The sequence below is a fragment of the Microcoleus sp. bin48.metabat.b7b8b9.023 genome (assembly GCF_013299185.1).
Taxonomy (GTDB): domain Bacteria; phylum Cyanobacteriota; class Cyanobacteriia; order Cyanobacteriales; family Microcoleaceae; genus Microcoleus.
Map to the genome: position 1 here is coordinate 34,586 of NZ_JAAFKG010000007.1, position 18,191 is coordinate 52,776.

Here is an 18,191-nt window from a genome sequence, read left to right on the forward strand (position 1 = left end):
GACACAACTCCTGACTACAAACCTGCTAGAAAATTGGTTCGTAGTGAGGAATTCATTCCTCTGTTTTATGAGGACTGAAGTCCTCACTACAAACCTGCGCTAGAAAATTGGTTCGTAGTGAGGAATTTATTCCTCTGTTTTATGAGGACTGAAGTCCTGACTACAAACCTGATAATGGGTGAATTTACCGGACATCAAATCATTAGTCATTGGGAAATAATCAAACTAATGAGCCGCATTTTGCTCTCGATCGATCGCTACCAACAACCCTTGCCGATCGCACACCTCAACACTGAGCATGAGGTGATGCTACTCGATTGGACTTCCGAACCAAACTCAGAATTTATTATTCCAAAAATAGCTTTTGACTTGTGCATTCTCGACGAGGCAAACTTCGATCGTATCGGGCACATGATTGAAACATTGAAAACTGCGGCGGAGCCTAGTTTTTTACCGTTTTTGCTATTGATAAAATCCCAAACTCCGACTCTTTCCGAGCAGCAGTTTTTTCTGAGTTCCAAACAACTCGAAGGCAGAATTGATGATTTGATAGTAAGTCCCATAGATGCCAGCCAACTGCACTTGCGCGTAGAAAATTTGTTAGCTCGCAGGCAGCTATCGTTAGAACTCCACAGACTTCAACAAGTAATTAAAGAACGCACTTTTACAGAAAGTTTGTTGATCGACTCGCTGCAAACGGCAAACGAAAATTTGCAACGGGAAATCGCCAAGCGGGGAGAGGTAGAAGCTGCACTCCAAGAAAACTCCTATCTCGAATCGCTGATGAATGCCATGCCAGATATTGTCTGCTTTAAAGATGGCGAGGGCAGGTGGCAGGAGGCAAATCAAGCAATATTGGAATTGTTTGAGCTATCAGCAGATAACTACCGGAGCCTCACAGATACTCAGTTAGGAAAACTCAGCAGTTTTTACGGGGAGGCTCTACAGGCTTGCGAGGTGAGCGATCGAGCAGCGTGGGAAAAAGGTACTCTTTGTAGGGGAGAAGAAGTGGTTCCCCGATCGAACGGTACTGTAAAAATCTACGATGTAATTAAAGTACCCGTATTTCATGCCGACGGCAGACGTAAAAGTATCGTGATTTTGGGCCGCGACATTACTGAATACAAGCAAGCTAGAGATGAACTCGTGCGCTTGGCGTCGATTGTCGAGTCTTCCGACGACGGCATCGTGGGCAAAACCCTCGCTGGGACTATTCAGAGCTGGAATGCAGGAGCCGAGAAGATTTACGGCTACTGCGCGCAGGAAGTCAAGGGGCAGTCGATCGAGATTTTAGCAATTCCCGAACGCCCCAAGGAAATCCCCCAAATTCTGGAAAATATTCGGGCTGGAACTACCATCGACCATTACGAAACCGTACACTTGCGTAAAGACGGCGAACAGATAGATGTGTCTCTGACAATTTCTCCGATTAAAGACGCCACAGGAGCAGTAACGGGCATTTCAACTATCGCTCGCGACATCACCGATAGCAAGCGAGTTCAAAAAGCTCTCGAACAACTCCGCCACCAAACAGAAATGATTTTGTTCTCCGCAGCAGAAGGAATTTGCGGGTTGGACAAACAGGGAAAAGTAACTTTTGTCAATCCGGCGGCGGTGAGAATGGCTGGTTGCGAATTGAAGCATTTGCTCGATCGACCGCTGTATGAAAGCTTACACCGTTCTCCGGCAGAATGCTCGAAGGCGATCCTCTTCGAGGGCTGCGCTAACGAGCAAATGTCACCTGCAACAGATATCAATTCCGGCTCTCAACTTGCCCCAGACTGCGCCACACCAACCACGGGAAAACTCTCGAACCCAGTATGTTCTCAAATTTTAGACACCTTGAGAGACGGAGAGGTTCGGCGTGTCACGGATGAGGTTTTTTGTCGGCAAGACGGCAGCAGTTTTCCAGTTGAGTACGTTGTCGCTCCGATGCGAGAACAAGGCGAAATTATTGGCGCTGTGGTGACTTTTAAAGATATCACCGATCAGCTTGCGATCGAGCACATGAAAGATGAATTCATATCTGTTATCAGCCACGAACTGCGGACGCCCATGACTTCGATTCACGGGGCACTCGGTCTCCTCAACAGCGGCCTGCTTGAGGCTCACCCCCAGAAAGCCAAGCGGATGCTGGAGATTGCGATAGCTAACACTGACCGGTTGGTGCGCTTGATCAACGACATCCTGGATTTAGAGCGCATGGATTCTAATTACAGCACTGCCATCAAACAAACTTGCAATGTCGCGGATCTGATGTTGCAGGCGGCTGACGAGATGCAGGGAATGGCCCAGCAGGCTGGAGTTACTCTGTCTGTGAGGCCTGTGAGGGCGCAATTGCTCGCTGTTCCCGATCGGCTAATTCAGGCATTGACAAATTTACTCAGCAATGCTATAAAATTTTCGCCCGCAGGTGCTACGATTTGGCTGAGCGGTGAGTCGATCGAGCATCCGGATTTGGCAGAAAAAGCTGAGTTGAAGTCAGTGTCGTCTCCTTGTTTGTTGTCTCCCGAGACTGCCACCAATCCGCACTTACCCGTGAGTTCGGAAATCCTGATTGCGGTTAAAGACCAAGGACGTGGCATTCCGGCGGACAAGCTAGAGATGGTCTTTGAGCGCTTTCAACAGGTTGATGCTTCTGATTGTCGCCAAAAGGGAGGTACTGGTTTGGGGCTGGCTATTTGTCGCAGTATCGTGCAGCAGCACGGGGGCCGGATTTGGGTGGAGAGCGTTTTGGGCGAGGGCAGCACTTTTTTCTTACGTCTGCCAGTTATGTGCGAGAGAGAAGGTTGACGAAAGGTAGTTAATGTATTCCGCAGATGATATTCCCCATTAGGTAGATTGCATTCGCCTTGACATCCTCACCGAGCTGAAGGCACGGTGATTCCCAAACCTCACGATTTGAGTTTCTGTTTCATAGCAACTGCCTCTACCCACAAGGAGTTTTATGGCCTTACATTCGCTCCACAGACTAACCCCGCTAGCCCAGCGGTTTTATGTGTCGAAAACCTCAAAGGAATTCTGTCTACTGTGCGTGATTCTAGGGATGTTTGCCATTGCCCCGTCCTCTTTTCCCGGTCTACCGATTTTTCTGCCCCGTTGCGATTGTTCGCAAACTTTGGTGTTAGGGTTTATGTCTCCATCGTCGCGGGTGGGTCGTAACCATTTTAATTATACCAAAAATATTGATGTAAAGCCGTCCTAAAAGGACGGGGTTTCTACCCAAATTTCTGATGACTCATGGAAAAATATTAATGCAAAAATTTTCAATCCATCCTGGATGCAGAAACCAGGCTTTTTTAGCAAAAGACTGGGTTGCAGCAGCACAAACGCTAAAAAACCAGGTTTCGAGGCATCTGAAGTGCTTCTGGGACTGTCAATTTTGGCAAAGAGGGACTATACACGCAGGGACGGGCAAAATCGCGATTTTCGATCGAACAGCGGATTTTTGGCGACTCCGTTGTGTAGCAACGACCAAAGCGGTTAGGACGTTCTTAATTGCTGAAACCCTTGCGGCCGATTGCTTCTCTCGCGAGGAAGAAGAAAAGCTTTCCTTTTTCCGACTTCCATTTCTCTTCCATCCGTTACATCCATTACATCCGTTACACAATCCGTTGCCGAACTTCTTCCTTCTGTACAGTGTTGCAGCTTTACAGTAAAGTCCGATCGGTAAAAAAGTTTGCTTTACAAAACATTCACATTTCGCCCTTAGTCTGTGATCAGTTCTGATTCTTAAAAAAGATGTTAATTTTGACTGCCAAACGCATCTTGGTTATTGACGATGCCGAAGATATTCGGGAAGTGGCTCAAGTCAGTCTTGAGGTGGTGGGGGGCTGGGAAGTCCTCACCGCAAGTTCTGGTCGCGAGGGTATGGCTAAGGCTCTTGCCGAACAGCCTGATGCTATTCTCCTGGACGTGATGATGCCCGACCAAGACGGGCCTACTACTTTTAAACAGTTACAAGCTAATCATGCTACCCAGCACATTCCGGTAATTTTATTGACGGCTAAGGCTCTCGCTAGCGACAGGCGGATGTTCGCAGATTTGGGGGTGGTGAGTGTGATTGCTAAGCCTTTTGAACCGATGTCTTTGGCTGCTCAGGTGGCTGAAGCTCTGGGCTGGCAGGAAGCATAGGTCGTTAGCGCAGCCCTCGAAGAGGATTTTGCGCCTGGAAATCTGTGAAATCTCTAACCAAAAAAACAAATTATTTCTGCTCGGTTTTTATGCTGAATATAATCGGGCAGAATTATATTTTTTTTTGTAACAACTTGCTTATCTTCATAAGTTCTTCAGGTTTAAGTTTTAATTTAAGCACATCGTCAGGGATCGCTCCTGACTGTTTGCCGAAACCTTGGGAGAAGACGACTATGCCCTCAGCTTACATTTTGCTACTGATAGTTTCTCTGGCAGCCGTCTGGATTTACTGGCAAACCTCTCAAGATATTTTTGTTCTTGTGGCTTTGGCCGGACTGGGTTGTTTTATTTGGGGTTTCTCTTGGGCTCCTTGGGGCGTTCAGCTTCTAATTGTGGTGTTGCTGTTGGGCATCCAAAAGTGCTACTTGTCAGACGCTCAAAGTTTGGAGTGAAAAGAGCTTTTTTATTGTTGTGCCTGGAGTAGAGATACAGCGGCATTCATCAATCTCTGTAATCAATTGGTTTATCGATCCATATCTTAAAGAAGGTTTAAAATATCATGAATAGTTGCCCTTGTTGCTCCTCTCAATTGTTACGCCACGCTCGCCACAATCGCGTTTATTGGTTCTGCTCGCGCTGCTGGCAGGAAATGCCGGATCTGTCGGAGATGATTTTAGGTAACAGCCTGCGGACTCACAAACAAGAAGGTTTGGTGAAGCTTACTGGTTTGACTCCTAAAGCGAGAATTTTGGATTCAGTAGGAATTGCTTAGGAAAGATCGAGTTTGACTGACGATAAATATTGAGACGAAAAAGTTTTTTGATTGTGCCATTGGTTTGAATTTTTAATAAAAAATGCAAAAGTCCCTTCACTGTGAGTGAAGGGACTTATTTGCGTGCGGGCGATCGCACTTGTAAGGGGGTCGATCGCCCCCACAAATTACAGCTCTTGTATGGAGTTAAGCTGATTACATCAAACCGATTTGAGAAAGAATGCCTTGACCGGTGAGGAATTCGGTAGCTAAGCCGATCGCAAAGCCTAGCATTGCCAAACGACCGTTCCAGGTTTCAGCGAACTCGGTGAAGCCTACTTTTGCGTCTTTGTTTTCCATGACCATAAACCTCGTTGTATTTCAACCTTATGTAACTAAACTTAACACAGCAGTACAAACTTTGCAACATATTTTTACATTTATTTTTGAAGGCGGGGGCTCAGAAACCGGGTTTTTGCGACAATACAAAGGTTACAGCCCACAGATTCTGCAAAAAACCCACTTTCTTTGGTTGACGGGAGCCCCAGAAACCGGGTTTTTGCGACAAGACTTCGTTACAATCCACAGATTCGGTAAAAAACCCGGTTTCTTTGTTTGTGATGCGTAATACCATGTCCGAACAAAATCAGGTAAATAGACCACTAGCCCTTGACATCTGATACTTACAAATGCTATGACTGAAAAATACAGCTCAGATAGACACCCGCATTCAAAAGCAAAAGTGTCGGTTAAGTCGTCTCAGCGGTAGGATGTGCAGATTTCGGGTAAGCGTCCTAAAGTCCCGTTGATATAGACATTCAAATTAATGTCGTTTCAACTGGAATAAAGAGGTCAGTTAGCACGACATTTGTAGGAATTTCTATATCAACGGGTTTTTACGACGCCTGTCCGAAATCTGCACATCCTATCGCTGAGACGCTAACCAAGCAAGTACACACTCAATTAATAGTGTGTAGGTCAAAATTTTTGTTAAATGGAAAACCTCAATTTTGAGCGAAGCCACAGACAATCTTTCCTTGACTAGATGCGTAATTTATCGATGCTGTCCTCCAAACCTAGTTTTAGGGCACACAAAAATGAAGGACAATCATTCAATCATTGGCAAAGAAATCAGCCAGCAACAGTCTTTAGTTTCGGCTTATTGGGATTATCAGAATATCCCAGATGTAAAGCAAGCCAACAACTTATTGCTTTTTGCTGCTTCATTGGGATATGTAGTTACCAGAAAGGTGTACGACAAAAATTGGCAGCAGGAAAATAAGGGTTCTAAAAAAAGACAACAAATTTTCGTTAATCTTGGTTATGAGTGTGTTAATGTATCGCAACAAATCGAGAATGCTGTTGATTTTAGTTTGTTTTTTGACTGTTCTGGTGAAGCAGCAATTAGTCTATATCCACACACATTTATTATTGTGTCTGGAGACGGCAATGGCGAAATCTTGATTCCTAAGCTGCAAGACAAGGGTAAAAAGGTGATAATCTTTGCTCGACCAGGTAATGAAAATAAAACTCTGAAAAGGCTTGCAGATGGATTCTACTTTGTTGATGAATTACCGAAGTTGCTTGAAAGCTAAAAAACTAGCAGCATAAATTTCCCTGAAATTCACGTAACCGCAGATAGCAAAAATCCAGTTTATTTGATAAACTAGATTCTCCAAACCAACCGCCATCTGCGGCTCTTTCATGTTCGCATAATAATAACAACACCAACCATTACTAAATTTTCATGCCATTAACTAACCATACACAAGAACTCCAAATAACGATTCCCCAATTCAACAATGAAAAACTGCTGCGCCAAGCACTAACCCACCGTTCCTACGTCAACGAAAACCCCACATTCCGCGAAGCAGACAACGAACGCTTAGAATTTCTCGGCGATGCTTTGCTGACATTTCTCAGCGGCGAATATCTCTATCAGCGTCACCCAGAAATGGGAGAAGATCAAATGACTCGCCGCCGTTCTGCATTGGTAGATGAAAAACAATTAGCCAGATTTGCTACTGAAATCAGCTTAGACTTAAAAATGCGGCTCGGCAAAGGAGCTTATCGAGAAGGTGGAATTACTAATCCAAATTTGCTCAGCAGCACCTTTGAAGCATTCATTGGCGCTTACTATCTCGACACCGAAGATATGGACAAAGTTCGCGAGTTTGTGTGGCAAATGTTTGATTCTGTTCCCGACAATGTGGTGGAAACGCGATCGACTGTAGACTCAAAAAACCGCTTTCAAGAATGGGTACAAGCCAGCGGTGACACCACTCCGCCCAAATACGTGACAGTCCAAGCAGGAGGAACGCCCCATCAGCCAGAATTTCTTGCTAAAGTTTATGTTGGAGACAAATCCTATGGAGAAGGTAAAGGTAAAAGCAAGAAAGATGCTGAGAAAAATGCGGCTGAAGATGCGCTAGCAAAGCTGAAAAAACGCGGACTGATCTAAACGTGAAAACACCAGTAAAAACTACTATAGCCTTTCTCAGAAAGATGAGGTACTCATGGGCATGGGGCATCGGGCATGGGGCATACCTCACCACGCTTGAGAAAGGCTATAGCTTATTTGCCCGATGACACAATAGGCGCGCGTCTGTGTCACTCTGGGGATAAATTAACTCGCTCAATCAAGGAGATATATAGCCTTTCTCAAAAAGATTAGGTATAATTGACAGCTTATATAACCAATTAAATCAAGAGGGCTGAAGCCCAACAACGTCCGCGAATCTTTATGAGAACCGCTATAGCGCTTCTCAGAAAAGTGAGGTATGCCCTATGCCCGGTTTGGCCTATGCCCGGTTTGGCCTATGCCCTATCCCCATGAGTACCTCATCTTTATGAGAACCGCTATACAAAACCGAAATGCTGCCTAAAGCCACTCTTTCTTTCTCAAAGTAGAAGCTCTTTTGGCTATCCTAATTAAATCTGTAGGCGACGTATTTTTATCGACAGTGATGCGAGAGATGCGGTAGTTATTTTCCAGTCGGTTTACTCTAAATAAATGGTCATTGTACAAAAAGCCACTTAAATGATATTTAGGCAAAATATCTTCCACTTCCGAGTCTGATGCGCCGTAGGGATAGGCGATGTGAGCGCCGATAACTTTATTTTTGTCTAAATCCCCCAGACATTTTCTCAACTCTAACTTAGATTTTGCAATTTCAAATTCTAATTCTTTTCCGCTCACCTTAGTTAAGTCTTTGTGAGTAAAGCCGTGTGACTGAATGTCATAAAAACCTTTTTGATATCCATCTCTTAAATCGTTGCAAGTAGTGTGTGCTAAAAAATCTTTGCCCATATCAATACCTAAAAAGTGAGGGTTGACAAATAACACAAATTTACCCTTTTCTTTGTTGGTTACAGACAATTTTTCTAATATTGGAAGTGCATTTTCATGAACGCCTTTGTAGCCGTCGTCAAAGGTTATCATGATTGGTTTTTGACCGAGATTTTTAGCTGGTATTGGCTGCGACTTGTCAATAAAGTATACGTACAAGTCTTGAGATGATAAAAACCAATAGTTTTCTTTAATTAGATATTCTAAAAATACTGACAAGTCTTGTTTGGTGTAGTTAGTGGGAAAAGCGAGCCTCCGAGGTGGTAAGTCGGCGGGATTGCGAGTGTCTACAATGTTGTGAAAACCGATTATAGGGATTCTGGTGAAGTTAGATTCTACTGTCCAGCCAGAAATACCTATACTGATGGCAAATATCACCAATAAGTAAATCAGTTTGACTTTGTGTAGCAGTCTAAAAAGAAAATTTTCCAGGAATTTTATGTTTTCTAACAATTGCTCGAAGCTCATACTTTCTTTACCAAGTTGTGTGCTTTTTACCTCTACCATTAATAGAGGCAAATTCAGCTAACTTGACATTTTTTTTGGTATTTCTTTGGAATCTAGGTAGAGTGTGAATGCCGTAAGCCGATCGCCCAAAATGCTTCCGAGAACCCACAATGCGCTATAATCGGGGCTGGCGCGAGTGTTACGGCTGTCGATCGAGGGTTGCAATGGCAGAAATCCGTTGACGAGTACCTGAGTGTCGATCGTACTTTTTGGAAATATCAGAGCAATTGATGTCTACTCACAACCCGACTACCCTAACTGTAGAAGCAGCACAGCAAATTCTCAAGGATTTTACTTGTCTGGATATGCAATCTGTAGCATCGCTGCTGGAAAAACAGGCGCTGCGCGAAGCGATTTTGCTGGTAGCAAGTTTGTCGGATTACCAAATGCTTGGAGTTTGCGCGACTTCGACGGATGAGGGTTTTGCAGCTTTAGCAACTTATTTGAAGGCTTTGGGATATGATGCTGTTTTAGATCCCAGTGCTTTTGCTGCATTTACTGGTTCGGTTTATATTAAATTCAATACTTTGAAGGGTTCCTATTATGTTGATGGCTATCCTGGAACTTATCGAGGCGTGTTAGTATCGTGCCAATTTTCATCGGAAGATGGAGTTAGCGGGACTTACGGTCATTTACCTCTCGATTTATTTGTTGATTAATTGGGAATTGGGAATTGGGCATTGGGAATTGGGAATGGGGCATTGGGCATTGGGCAAACAGGGCATTGGGCATTGGGCATTGGGAATGGGGCATTGGGAATTGGGAATTGGGAATTGGGAAGAAGGCCAAACAGGGCATTGGCCAAACAGGGCATTGGCCAAACAGGGCATTGGGCATTGGAACCAAAAACTAACAAGAGTTAACAGTTAACAGTCAACAGTCAACAGTCAACAGTCAACTGTCAACTGTCAACTGTCAACTGTCAATTAACCTTTACCAACGATCAATTCTGGTTCTGGTTCGGCTTCCGGTGCGATTTCTTCTGGTGAGATTCCCAAAATTTCGCTGTACAAGTTGACATATTTTTTGGCAGAAATATCCCAGCCAAAATCTTCTTTCATGCCGCGCTGTTGCAGTTCTTTCCACTTATCTTTGTAGCGGAAACCTTCCCAAGTTCGGATCATGCAGGTGAACAAGTCTAGGGGTTCGTAGCGATCGAAACAGTAACCTGTGCCGGTATTATTAATCGGGTCGTTGTGAGATACGGTATCGACTAAACCGCCGGTGCGGCGCACCATTGGGACGCAACCGTAGCGGAGGGCAAGCATTTGGCTGATGCCGCAGGGCTCGAAACGGCTGGGCATCAAGAAGGTGTCGCAGCCTGCGTAAATGCGCCGGGAGAGGGCGTCGTTGTAGAGTAATTGGGTGGACATCCGGCCGGGATAGCGGGCGGTCATTTGCCAGAGTTGGGTTTCGTAGTAGCGATCGCCCGTTCCGAGTACAATAAACTGAGCGTCGGTATAGGCCATGAAGCGATCGAGCATTTGAATGATCAAATCCAATCCCTTCTGTTCTACTAGCCGCGTCACCATGCCGATTAACAGGGCATTTTTATTCACTTCCAAGCCGACTTCTTCTTGCAGCGCAATTTTGTTAACTGGGCGCTTGTCAATAGTATCAACACTGAATTGTTGGTGGAGGTACTTGTCAGTTTCTGGGTTGTAAGATTCTGTATCAATTCCGTTCAAAATCCCCGACATCTTGCCGCCGACGTAAGACAGCAAACCTTCTAAGGTTTCCCCATAAGCTGGGGTTTTGATTTGTTCGGCGTAGGTAGGCGAAACTGTATTTACACGATCGGCAAACTGCACTGCGGCAGCCATTGTATTGTGACCTTGCATATACCAAGGGCACCAAGTCATCTGCTCCAAACGCCAGCGCCACGGCCCTTGATAAGCTAGATTGTGAATAGTAAAAACCGTGCTGATATCGGGGTCTTGGCTCATCCAAACAGGTATCATTCCCGTATGCCAATCATGACAGTGCATAATTTGGGGTTTCCAGTGATTCCAGGCAAATTCAGCAGCAGTATTAGCAAAGAAAGTGAACCTCCAATCTTCATCGACACCGCCGTAAACGCGGCGGGGTAAGAAAGATGGATGTTGCATTAAGTATAAAGGTACATCGGTTCCCGGCAAAACACTTTCAAAGACAGAGAAGCTTTGGAACATGGCCTCCCCATTCCAAACGGGTTTTTTGGGAACGTCCATTTTGTCGGGGATGAAGCCGTAGTAGGGCATGAAGATGCGGACATCGTGACCCATGCGGCGCAGAAATTTAGGCAAAGCGCCGACGACATCGCCCATACCGCCCACTTTGGCTAGGGGTGCTGCTTCGGCGGATACAAATAAAATACGCATTATTTTTTTGTGTTCCTTGGGATAGTTAGTCTAGATTAAGTTTAAATGGCGATCGGCACAATATTAACGCGGCCGTGGCAAACCAATAATTTTCGATCGCCATTCTCGGATCTGCGTCGCGTCTATCTGCGGTCAAAAAGAGACCTATCGTTTTTTGGGATGAGAGGGCGTTGGGATGACAGCGCGGCCCCATGTGTGCATCACCCAATGAACCAATTACCATTGCTGGAAATGATGGCGATGATGGGAAACTGTATTTAGAGAAAGAAGTTAACCAAAAGCTGGGAATATTGAAAGCAATTGAAGAAGAGTAATCTGAATTATGAAATTACTTTATATAATTGTGATTCAATGGTCTGATGAAAGCCCAACGAGCCGATCGCCCTTTTCACCTATTTTCACAAAAAGTGCGATCGCCCCTAAAGATATTATGAGGCGATCGCTCTTTTGTGTGGAAGGGCGACCCCTTATAACCCAATACGGTTTACTTAAGGCGGATCCCCCCTAACCCCCCTTAAAAAGGGAGGGACAAGAAAGCTCTTAAGTCCCCCTACAACCAGGGGGATGCGAGGGGGATCTCCGGGGCATAAAAAGTGTTAAGTAAACCGTATTGCCTTATAACCACCTATTAGTGAGATTGCTTATAGCCTTTCTCAAAAAGATGAGGTATAACTGACAGCTCGATAACCGCTTAAACTAAAAGGGCCCAAGCCCAACAACGTCCGCGAATCTTTGTGAGAACCGCTATAGGTGCAATTTCAAATTCTAGTTCAGATACATAAAAACAAACATCAAACTCTACCAAAAAATTTAACCTTCCTAAAATGAGCGGCATATTTCTTTGTCTAGTCCAAGCAAAAGCCAAGTTAACTGGTGCAAACCTGCTGACTGTCCCTGACAACAACAAAGCCCTAGCCTCGATATTTGCCAGATTTCCAGATCAAGAAATAACAAAGGTTTGTTCGTCCCAAACAGCCCCTAATTGTAAACCAATTTCATAAGGCAAAACATTCATGCTTGCCCCTGTATCCAGCAACCCCATCACTTCAATTGACTGGTTTCGATAGCTTAATATTATCGGTAAATAAGGCGCATAAGATACCTCGCCAAAGCGATCGAATTTAGAGGCAAAAGAGTATTTTTCACCATTAAGCATTTTGCAGTTGCTTTTGTTCCTCTAAAAACTGTGCCAATTGACGTGCTCCTTCATCGGAATTATGCAACATCTCAAAATAATTATCTTTAGACTCTAAGTTAGCAAAATTTTCTTCTTTTGCTAACTCAGAAACCAAAATTCTATTACTCTTAATTTATCCACACGGGATAAATTACTAAGCAGAGGAAATAATTGTGCAATTGGCATAATTAAAATTTCCATTTTTTATATTCATCTTATTCAGATTACCACCTGTTTTACGCTTTTGTCAAGCTCATCGCTTTTTTGGGGGAAGTGCGATCGCTATTGTCAAGCGTAAAATTTACTTTACTCGCTAGTAACTATTTGGATGACTGAGTTTCCATCCCAAAAAACCAAGTTTATTACCCTATATCCCAATAAGGAGGTATAAAATGAAATTTCCCTTGTTTAAAAGAGTAGCATTACGAGTAGATGTACCCAAGTACAAACTCTGTCGGGGAGATATTGCTACTATTGTTGAGCATCATCCCCACCCCGATGAGGATGGTTACAGTCTCGAAGTTTTTAATGCTTTAGGTGAAACTATAGCTGTAATTACTTTAGCTGAGTCGCAAATTGAACCGTTAATGTGTAATGAAGTTTTGAGTGTCAGAACCTTGACTGAGGCCGCATAATAAATAATATCCAATACTCATTGCTAGAAGGACGGCTTTTTTGTGTGGAAGGGCGATCGCTTTGCTTTGTGAATAGATAAAAAACAGGCGATCGCCCCTCCTAAAAGCTTGTCAAGAAAAAGAACGCTATAACTCAATACAGTTTACTTAAGAAAAATCTGACTTGCCCAAAATGGCTGTATTGCCAGAAAATCGTCAGATGAAATTCATCAAAAGCGTTAAGTAAACCGTATTAAATTATAATCCACTCCATCAAGAGAAGAGTTTTGAACCACAGAGGGCGCAGAGGGCGCAGAGGGAAGAGTATTGCGAGGGTTTTGGATGTCGTAAAAAAACCTTTTGTCCCTCCCCTCTCTGTGTTCTCTGCGTTCTCTGCGGTAAAATCTTCTTAAGATCTATTTCACCTCTTTATAATCCAAAAATCGTCAGATGAAATTTATCAAAAGCGTTAAGTAAACCGTATTGCGCTATAACTGACTATTCCTCATCAGGTTCACCCTCAAAAGTTTCTTCAAATCCAGCCAAAAAGTCATCCAATGCAACGGAGGCGATCGCCAAATTAATAGTATCAGCATCTTCCAATCCCCACGTGTTCACCCCAACCACTTGACCGGCCATATTAATCAACGGGCCGCCCGAATTTGCCGGATTAATCGCCGCATCCGTTTGCAACACCTTCACCTCGGCAACCTCATCTTCATCATCCTCGCCCACCTCATACTCTTCCGGTTCGCGAATTTCAGTAATAATACCTTGAGTTACAGTTGCAGCAAACTGTCCCATAGGATTGCCCACAGCAATTACCCGATCGCCCACTTTGACATCAAAACACAATTCTAGGGGAGGATATTCTTCGGGAGACTCCACTTGTTCCCCTGTTGCCGGATCGATGATAAAACCAGTAATCAACAGCAATGCTAAATCCTCTTCCGCATTACCTGTAAATACCACCTCTGCCATTCTCAACTTTCCGTCGTAAGTTTCCACTAAAACTTGTTCGACTTCATCTTCTTCGTAGAAGTAATCTTCATCGGCAATATCTTCGATAACGTGATAGTTAGTGACAATTATGTCAGGAGATACAAAAAAACCGCTCCCGGAAGAAATTTCTTCTCCTGTATCCCAATCCATCACGTAAACTGAAACTACGGAGGGCAAAACTTGCTCGACGACATCGGAAGAGTTTGCCACCTGAGTTTTCAACTCTTTCAATTGCTGCTGCAAAGCTTTCCGATCTGCCTGCATTTTGCGATAAAGTTGCTGAACTTTTGCCAATTCTAGTTTTAATTGAGTTTCCTGAGCGCTCATATTTTGCATTTCCCTGAAGTTGCTGATTTATTGTCGATGTTTGATTGGAGATTTTGGATTGGTATATTGACAATTATAGGGCTGATGCAAAGAAACCCGGTTTCCACGAAAAATCTTGGGCTTTACAGCAAGGTATCTATCCATAAACCTGGTTTCTCAACATCCTGCGGAGCATCCTAAATTAGTCAGATATTTGTGAATTTGGCAATTTTATTTAAAATCACCATCTAAAATCTACAATCAGACTGCTATTGTACCTGTCAAAACAAAAGCGAACCGCCAGTTATTTTTATTTTACCAACTGCGATAAATCGCGTCTCAAAGCCGTGAAAAACAGATGCCGATCGCATTTATGAACCGCGTTGAACTTCGACAAAGATTTCCTCTAAAATAGCACTCGCTCCCTGGGCGCGGAGGCGGTGGGCGAGGTCTATTCCCAGCATTTCCGCAGTCTCGGCTGCGCCGGATACAGTATCTTTGACGAATCGCTGGCCGTCGAGACTGGATACCATTCCGGTTAAGGTTAATTGACCGTTTTCTATATTGGTATTGACGCCAATGGGTACTTGACAGCCGCCTTCTAATTCCCGCAGAAATGCGCGTTCAGCATAACATCTTTGGGCGGTTTCGGAGTGTTCGAGAGCTTTAATAACTTCCAGGATTTCTGGATCTCCGGCGCGGCATTCGATGCCCAAAGCACCTTGTCCGACGGCGTGGAGGGAGATTTCAGGATCGATAACTTGGTGGATGCGATCGCCCATTCCCAATCTTTCGAGTCCGGCAACTGCTAAAATAATCGCGTCGTAACCGCCATCATCTAATTTTGCGAGTCGAGTATTGAGATTGCCGCGAATGTCTTTGAATACAAAATGAGGGAAATGGTGCCGCAGTTGAGCCAGCCTGCGGAGGGAAGAAGTGCCGATTACTGCACCTTCGGGGAGGGTGTCAAGTTGCTTGTCTTTGTGCTTGGAGTGAACTACCAGGGCGTCAGCGGGATTTTCCCGTTCGGTGACACATCCTAATATTAAACCTTCGGGTAAGTTGGTCGGTAAATCTTTGAGGGAATGCACGGCAAAGTCCGTTTCGTTGTTCAGCATTCCCGTTTCTAATTCTTTGGTGAAAAGTCCTTTGTCGCCAATTTTAGCGAGGGCGACATCAAGAATTATGTCCCCTTGGGTGGACATGGTGTGGACTTCAAAAGTGTGTTGCGGGAAGCGTTTCTGTAATTCTGCTTGCACCCAATGGGTTTGAACGAGGGCGAGTTGGCTTTTGCGGGAACCGATGCGGACGGTTCGGGAAGGGGCAGATGTGGTTGGGGACATAAGATCGATCGCAGGATAGCTTGAAATGAGCCAGTATATTCACCTGATCTAGCGTACCGCAGGTGGGGACTTTAATTGCTGGTTGGGACAATTCGGGCGATAAAATAGTAATACCAGATATTGACCGGCAGCAGCAGCGAGCTTTGAGGGTGTTTCCAATTTTGCGTTGGCTTGGGTGGCTTGAGCCGATCGGCATTTCGAGCCAAAGGCAGCCGAGGATGTATGATTTTCCTAGAGTTAATGCGGATGAACGCGGTAGAAGTCGGCGGCAGAGTTAGCTCAAAGGTGGCGGGATTTGGAGAGAGAAATATAGACAGGAGTGGAAAAGGGCGATTTGAACAGTTGACAGTTGACAGTTGACAGTTGACAGTTTGAGAGCTACCTCTACCTAGAAGGAAGAGGATTGAAGTAATGAATAGTCTGATTTTAATTTCTCCCTCAAAGGGAGAGGCTTTCAACCAATTTTTTCTGGTAATTGCGATCGAACTTCTGAACCGGGCTAATAGAGTACCATCAAAAGTTAATTTATCAAATTACTAAAGTCATAAAACCATGAAAAATGCTCTTGATGTAGCCCGTTACTTTTTATGTCGAGTCGATCGCGAAACAAATGTAGATTATTAAGGTACGTTGTTGCGCTTTAGCGCTCTTTCCCATAGACAAGAGAAGAGCGCTAAAGCGCAACAACGTACCTATTAACGTTGTCCTGCTTGAATTGCAGAATTTACAATCGCAACAACATCTGATTGTCGTCCATTTTTGATACTTACTCGGTACAGCACCCCCAACCTTTGCCACTCAACAGAAGCAATGCAATAATTGCCACAACTATTGAAATAAGTTCCCTTCATTCCGCCTGCTAATTCAATACTTCTGTAAGTATCTCTCGGCAATTGCGAAGGAGGCGAAATCGGTTCATCTCTTTTCGCTTCTATTGTGCCGAAAGTACAGGCTCCCCCGCGACATCCTTTGCCGAAATACATTTCAATAATGTAGCCGTGGGAGCCAGCTTTGATATCAAAATCAAGTTGCTGAGTATCCGATAGAGGAAGCATACTCGGCAGAAAAACTGGTACTCGCGTCTTGCCTTTGATTTGCCCAAAGATGTTACTTACAGGAAAACGAGTTCTAGCTTGATTTGCACCTGAATTGTTGGGGATTGGGGGAAACTTTTGGACAAAATCTCTCCACTGTAAAACTCTATTTTTAGCAACGTTCAGAGTGGGAATTGAATATTTTACAACGGCAAGAGAAGGGCGGCCGTCTTTTTGATTAAAGTTGCGGCGAATGACTGTATTTTCGGGTTTGCCCAATCCGTAAGTTGTGGCGGTGGAACGGGCTATCTCGCAGCTAATTTTGAAGATTCCCATGTCAATGTTGCCATTTTCGGCTTGGTAAGACCAATTGTAACCTTCAGAAGTGCGATCGCGATCGCACAAAAAACGCGAAATTTCAAACATCTTGGCAAGATGAACGTCGTAGGGGCGCAGCTTGCGGCTGCTGGTAGATTGTGCAGTATTGCGATCGGGCACAATGAATTGGATGGATTGCCAGCCATCTTTGGAGGTATAATTAAACCAGCGAATTTCTGTCACAGACACTTCTGGACGTGCTAGCGCGGAGTTGGGCGTCAAAAGTGCGATCGTCAAAGCACTCACCACACCAGCAAAAATCGCCCAAAATAGTCCTTTTCCCCTCATCCTGATTTCCCTGTAGACATCACAACCATTCTCTCTTGCTTCCCCAGCTTAACTGGTTTCAAGGCTCCCAAAATATATATAGCGGTTTTCACAAAGATTCGCGGACGTTGTTGGGCTTGGGCCCTCTTGATTTCAGCGGTTATGTAAGCTGTCAGCCATACCTGATCTTTTTGAGAAAGGCTATAATATTCTCTGTCATTGCGAGGAACGAAGCAATCGCCAAGACTAAAATTGCTTCGTTTCTCTACAAAATCGCAAATTATCCTAGCGTTTACCAGCTTGAATAGCAGAATTGGCAATCTTAATTAAATCTGCTTCCGCTCCATTTCTAATCGCTACAGTATACATAAAACCCTGAGTTTTCCACTCAAGATTAGCCGTGCAGTAAGCCCCGCAACCATTGTGGAAATTTCCTTTCACTCCGCCCGCAAGTTGAACAGTTTTTAACGTCTTAGTTACCCCTTCAATTTTAGTAGAAAACTCACCACCTTTTTGACCTCTAATTTCCCCTAAAGTGCAAGCACCCGTACCTTTGCAATCTGCTGTAAACTCCATAGAAACAATATAGCTGTCGGGTTTACTTTGGGTTTGATAGTAAAGTTTCTGCGAAACCGGAACCAAGCTGGGGATAAAAATAGGTACTTGCGTTTTGCCTTTTAACTTTGGCAAAATTTCACTTACAGGCACAGCAGCATCAGCTTTAGCAACAGGCTTTGTTTCCGCCAGCATCTGCGGCAATTTGGCCGCACCGAAAACTTGCGATACAGGCACTAAAGCAGTCAATACGCACGCAGAAGTCGCCAAAAGTAATAATTTATTGTTCACTATTTTTGTCCTCAATGTCGAAACAGTCTAGTTTTGCACTGAACCGCGTTCATTTAATTTACAACACAACTCCCAAATACAAAAGCCACAACAGGCATTCAGGAAAAAAGCAAGTTTAAATTT

21 protein-coding genes are annotated in these 18,191 nt (G+C 44.3%); 11 read left to right on the forward strand and 10 right to left on the reverse strand.

Translation table 11 applies throughout. From position 1 onward, the window contains the following. Positions 1-174 precede the first annotated feature (174 nt). From QZW82_RS06225 to QZW82_RS06245, 5 genes are all read left to right on the forward strand, one after another. A complete protein-coding gene (locus QZW82_RS06225; RefSeq protein WP_293146193.1) occupies positions 175-2,793 on the forward strand; it encodes a PAS domain S-box protein in 2,619 nt (872 codons plus the stop codon). A 440-nt stretch (positions 2,794-3,233) separates the two neighbouring features. Beyond that, complete coding sequence (locus tag QZW82_RS06230; protein WP_293146195.1) at positions 3,234-3,659, forward strand: hypothetical protein; 426 nt, start codon at positions 3,234-3,236, stop codon at positions 3,657-3,659. Positions 3,660-3,741: 82 nt separating this feature from the next. Continuing rightward, positions 3,742-4,134: a response regulator gene (locus QZW82_RS06235; protein WP_293146197.1), complete on the forward strand. Its 393-nt coding sequence runs from the start codon at positions 3,742-3,744 to the stop codon at positions 4,132-4,134. A gap of 233 nt (positions 4,135-4,367) precedes the next feature. Then, entirely contained in the window at positions 4,368-4,586 is a 219-nt protein-coding gene (locus tag QZW82_RS06240) for a hypothetical protein (protein WP_293146199.1), read from the forward strand. Positions 4,587-4,693: 107 nt separating this feature from the next. Then, a complete protein-coding gene (locus QZW82_RS06245; protein WP_293146201.1) occupies positions 4,694-4,906 on the forward strand; it encodes a hypothetical protein in 213 nt (70 codons plus the stop codon). Positions 4,907-5,101: 195 nt separating this feature from the next. Here the strand turns inward: QZW82_RS06245 and QZW82_RS06250 are convergent, their stop codons facing one another. Next, complete coding sequence (locus QZW82_RS06250; protein ID WP_325314842.1) at positions 5,102-5,245, reverse strand: chlorophyll a/b-binding protein; 144 nt, start codon at positions 5,243-5,245, stop codon at positions 5,102-5,104. Between the two features lie 650 nt (positions 5,246-5,895). Here QZW82_RS06250 and QZW82_RS06255 point away from each other — a divergent pair. Beyond that, positions 5,896-6,480, forward strand: coding sequence for an NYN domain-containing protein (locus QZW82_RS06255; RefSeq protein WP_293146203.1), 585 nt, complete (start codon positions 5,896-5,898; stop codon positions 6,478-6,480). Positions 6,481-6,632: 152 nt separating this feature from the next. Next, complete coding sequence (gene rnc, locus QZW82_RS06260) at positions 6,633-7,346, forward strand: ribonuclease III (protein ID WP_293146204.1); 714 nt, start codon at positions 6,633-6,635, stop codon at positions 7,344-7,346. 420 nt (positions 7,347-7,766) lie between these two features. On the opposite strand, the gene QZW82_RS06265 is transcribed toward rnc, so the two are convergent. Continuing rightward, the gene (locus QZW82_RS06265) at positions 7,767-8,702 is read right to left on the reverse strand and encodes a polysaccharide deacetylase family protein (RefSeq protein WP_293146205.1); all 936 of its coding nucleotides are present in this window, start codon (positions 8,700-8,702) and stop codon (positions 7,767-7,769) included. Positions 8,703-8,971: 269 nt separating this feature from the next. On the opposite strand from QZW82_RS06265, the gene QZW82_RS06270 reads away from it, so the two are divergent. Beyond that, entirely contained in the window at positions 8,972-9,400 is a 429-nt protein-coding gene (locus QZW82_RS06270; RefSeq protein WP_293146207.1) for a DUF1824 family protein, read from the forward strand. Beyond that, positions 9,393-9,611 carry a hypothetical protein gene (locus QZW82_RS06275; protein ID WP_293146209.1) on the forward strand — a complete coding sequence of 73 codons (219 nt, stop codon included), beginning with the start codon at positions 9,393-9,395 and terminating at the stop codon, positions 9,609-9,611. The genes QZW82_RS06270 and QZW82_RS06275 overlap by 8 nt, the downstream gene beginning before the upstream one ends. Before the next feature lie 56 nt (positions 9,612-9,667). Here the strand turns inward: QZW82_RS06275 and glgA are convergent, their stop codons facing one another. Beyond that, on the reverse strand, positions 9,668-11,101 hold the full coding sequence (glgA, locus tag QZW82_RS06280; protein ID WP_293146211.1) for a glycogen synthase GlgA: 1,434 nt from the start codon (positions 11,099-11,101) through the stop codon (positions 9,668-9,670). 191 nt (positions 11,102-11,292) lie between these two features. On the opposite strand from glgA, the gene QZW82_RS06285 reads away from it, so the two are divergent. Further along, positions 11,293-11,415, forward strand: a complete 123-nt coding sequence (locus QZW82_RS06285) for a hypothetical protein (RefSeq protein ID WP_293146213.1) — start codon at positions 11,293-11,295, stop codon at positions 11,413-11,415. Between the two features lie 626 nt (positions 11,416-12,041). Here the strand turns inward: QZW82_RS06285 and QZW82_RS06290 are convergent. Together QZW82_RS06290 and QZW82_RS06295 are read right to left on the reverse strand one after the other, a co-directional pair. Continuing rightward, on the reverse strand, positions 12,042-12,257 hold the full coding sequence (locus QZW82_RS06290; RefSeq protein ID WP_293146215.1) for a hypothetical protein: 216 nt from the start codon (positions 12,255-12,257) through the stop codon (positions 12,042-12,044). After that, positions 12,250-12,393: a hypothetical protein gene (locus tag QZW82_RS06295; RefSeq protein WP_293146217.1), complete on the reverse strand. Its 144-nt coding sequence runs from the start codon at positions 12,391-12,393 to the stop codon at positions 12,250-12,252. Before QZW82_RS06295 ends, QZW82_RS06290 begins: the two co-directional genes overlap by 8 nt. A gap of 277 nt (positions 12,394-12,670) precedes the next feature. Between QZW82_RS06295 and QZW82_RS06300 the strand changes: the two genes are divergently transcribed. Next, positions 12,671-12,913, forward strand: a complete 243-nt coding sequence (locus QZW82_RS06300; RefSeq protein ID WP_293146219.1) for a DUF4926 domain-containing protein — start codon at positions 12,671-12,673, stop codon at positions 12,911-12,913. Positions 12,914-13,390: 477 nt separating this feature from the next. On the opposite strand, the gene QZW82_RS06305 is transcribed toward QZW82_RS06300, so the two are convergent. From QZW82_RS06305 to QZW82_RS06325, 5 genes are all read right to left on the reverse strand, one after another. Beyond that, positions 13,391-14,221 (reverse strand): S1C family serine protease, encoded by an 831-nt coding sequence (locus QZW82_RS06305; protein ID WP_293146221.1) that lies wholly within the window; start codon positions 14,219-14,221, stop codon positions 13,391-13,393. A gap of 350 nt (positions 14,222-14,571) precedes the next feature. Further along, positions 14,572-15,543, reverse strand: a complete 972-nt coding sequence (hemC, locus tag QZW82_RS06310) for a hydroxymethylbilane synthase (protein WP_293146223.1) — start codon at positions 15,541-15,543, stop codon at positions 14,572-14,574. Between the two features lie 71 nt (positions 15,544-15,614). After that, positions 15,615-16,001 carry a hypothetical protein gene (locus QZW82_RS06315; RefSeq protein WP_293146225.1) on the reverse strand — a complete coding sequence of 129 codons (387 nt, stop codon included), beginning with the start codon at positions 15,999-16,001 and terminating at the stop codon, positions 15,615-15,617. A 237-nt stretch (positions 16,002-16,238) separates the two neighbouring features. Next, positions 16,239-17,243, reverse strand: coding sequence for a hypothetical protein (locus QZW82_RS06320; RefSeq protein WP_293146227.1), 1,005 nt, complete (start codon positions 17,241-17,243; stop codon positions 16,239-16,241). Between the two features lie 264 nt (positions 17,244-17,507). Then, entirely contained in the window at positions 17,508-18,068 is a 561-nt protein-coding gene (locus tag QZW82_RS06325; protein ID WP_293146229.1) for a hypothetical protein, read from the reverse strand. Positions 18,069-18,191 lie beyond the last annotated feature (123 nt).

Excerpts from the sequence above, each read along its gene's own strand:
- QZW82_RS06250 (WP_325314842.1), bottom strand. The coding sequence starts at position 5,245 with ATGGAAAACAAAGACGCAAAAGTAGGCTTCACCGAGTTCGCTGAAACC.
- QZW82_RS06270 (WP_293146207.1), top strand. The coding sequence starts at position 8,972 with ATGTCTACTCACAACCCGACTACCCTAACTGTAGAAGCAGCACAGCAA.
- QZW82_RS06300 (WP_293146219.1), top strand. The coding sequence starts at position 12,671 with ATGAAATTTCCCTTGTTTAAAAGAGTAGCATTACGAGTAGATGTACCC.
- QZW82_RS06235 (WP_293146197.1), top strand. The coding sequence starts at position 3,742 with ATGTTAATTTTGACTGCCAAACGCATCTTGGTTATTGACGATGCCGAA.
- glgA (WP_293146211.1), bottom strand. The coding sequence starts at position 11,101 with ATGCGTATTTTATTTGTATCCGCCGAAGCAGCACCCCTAGCCAAAGTG.
- hemC (WP_293146223.1), bottom strand. The coding sequence starts at position 15,543 with ATGTCCCCAACCACATCTGCCCCTTCCCGAACCGTCCGCATCGGTTCC.
- QZW82_RS06265 (WP_293146205.1), bottom strand. The coding sequence starts at position 8,702 with ATGAGCTTCGAGCAATTGTTAGAAAACATAAAATTCCTGGAAAATTTT.
- QZW82_RS06225 (WP_293146193.1), top strand. The coding sequence starts at position 175 with ATGGGTGAATTTACCGGACATCAAATCATTAGTCATTGGGAAATAATC.
- QZW82_RS06245 (WP_293146201.1), top strand. The coding sequence starts at position 4,694 with ATGAATAGTTGCCCTTGTTGCTCCTCTCAATTGTTACGCCACGCTCGC.
- QZW82_RS06305 (WP_293146221.1), bottom strand. The coding sequence starts at position 14,221 with ATGAGCGCTCAGGAAACTCAATTAAAACTAGAATTGGCAAAAGTTCAG.
- QZW82_RS06240 (WP_293146199.1), top strand. The coding sequence starts at position 4,368 with ATGCCCTCAGCTTACATTTTGCTACTGATAGTTTCTCTGGCAGCCGTC.
- QZW82_RS06285 (WP_293146213.1), top strand. The coding sequence starts at position 11,293 with ATGTGTGCATCACCCAATGAACCAATTACCATTGCTGGAAATGATGGC.
- QZW82_RS06320 (WP_293146227.1), bottom strand. The coding sequence starts at position 17,243 with ATGAGGGGAAAAGGACTATTTTGGGCGATTTTTGCTGGTGTGGTGAGT.
- rnc (WP_293146204.1), top strand. The coding sequence starts at position 6,633 with ATGCCATTAACTAACCATACACAAGAACTCCAAATAACGATTCCCCAA.
- QZW82_RS06290 (WP_293146215.1), bottom strand. The coding sequence starts at position 12,257 with ATGCTTAATGGTGAAAAATACTCTTTTGCCTCTAAATTCGATCGCTTT.
- QZW82_RS06230 (WP_293146195.1), top strand. The coding sequence starts at position 3,234 with ATGACTCATGGAAAAATATTAATGCAAAAATTTTCAATCCATCCTGGA.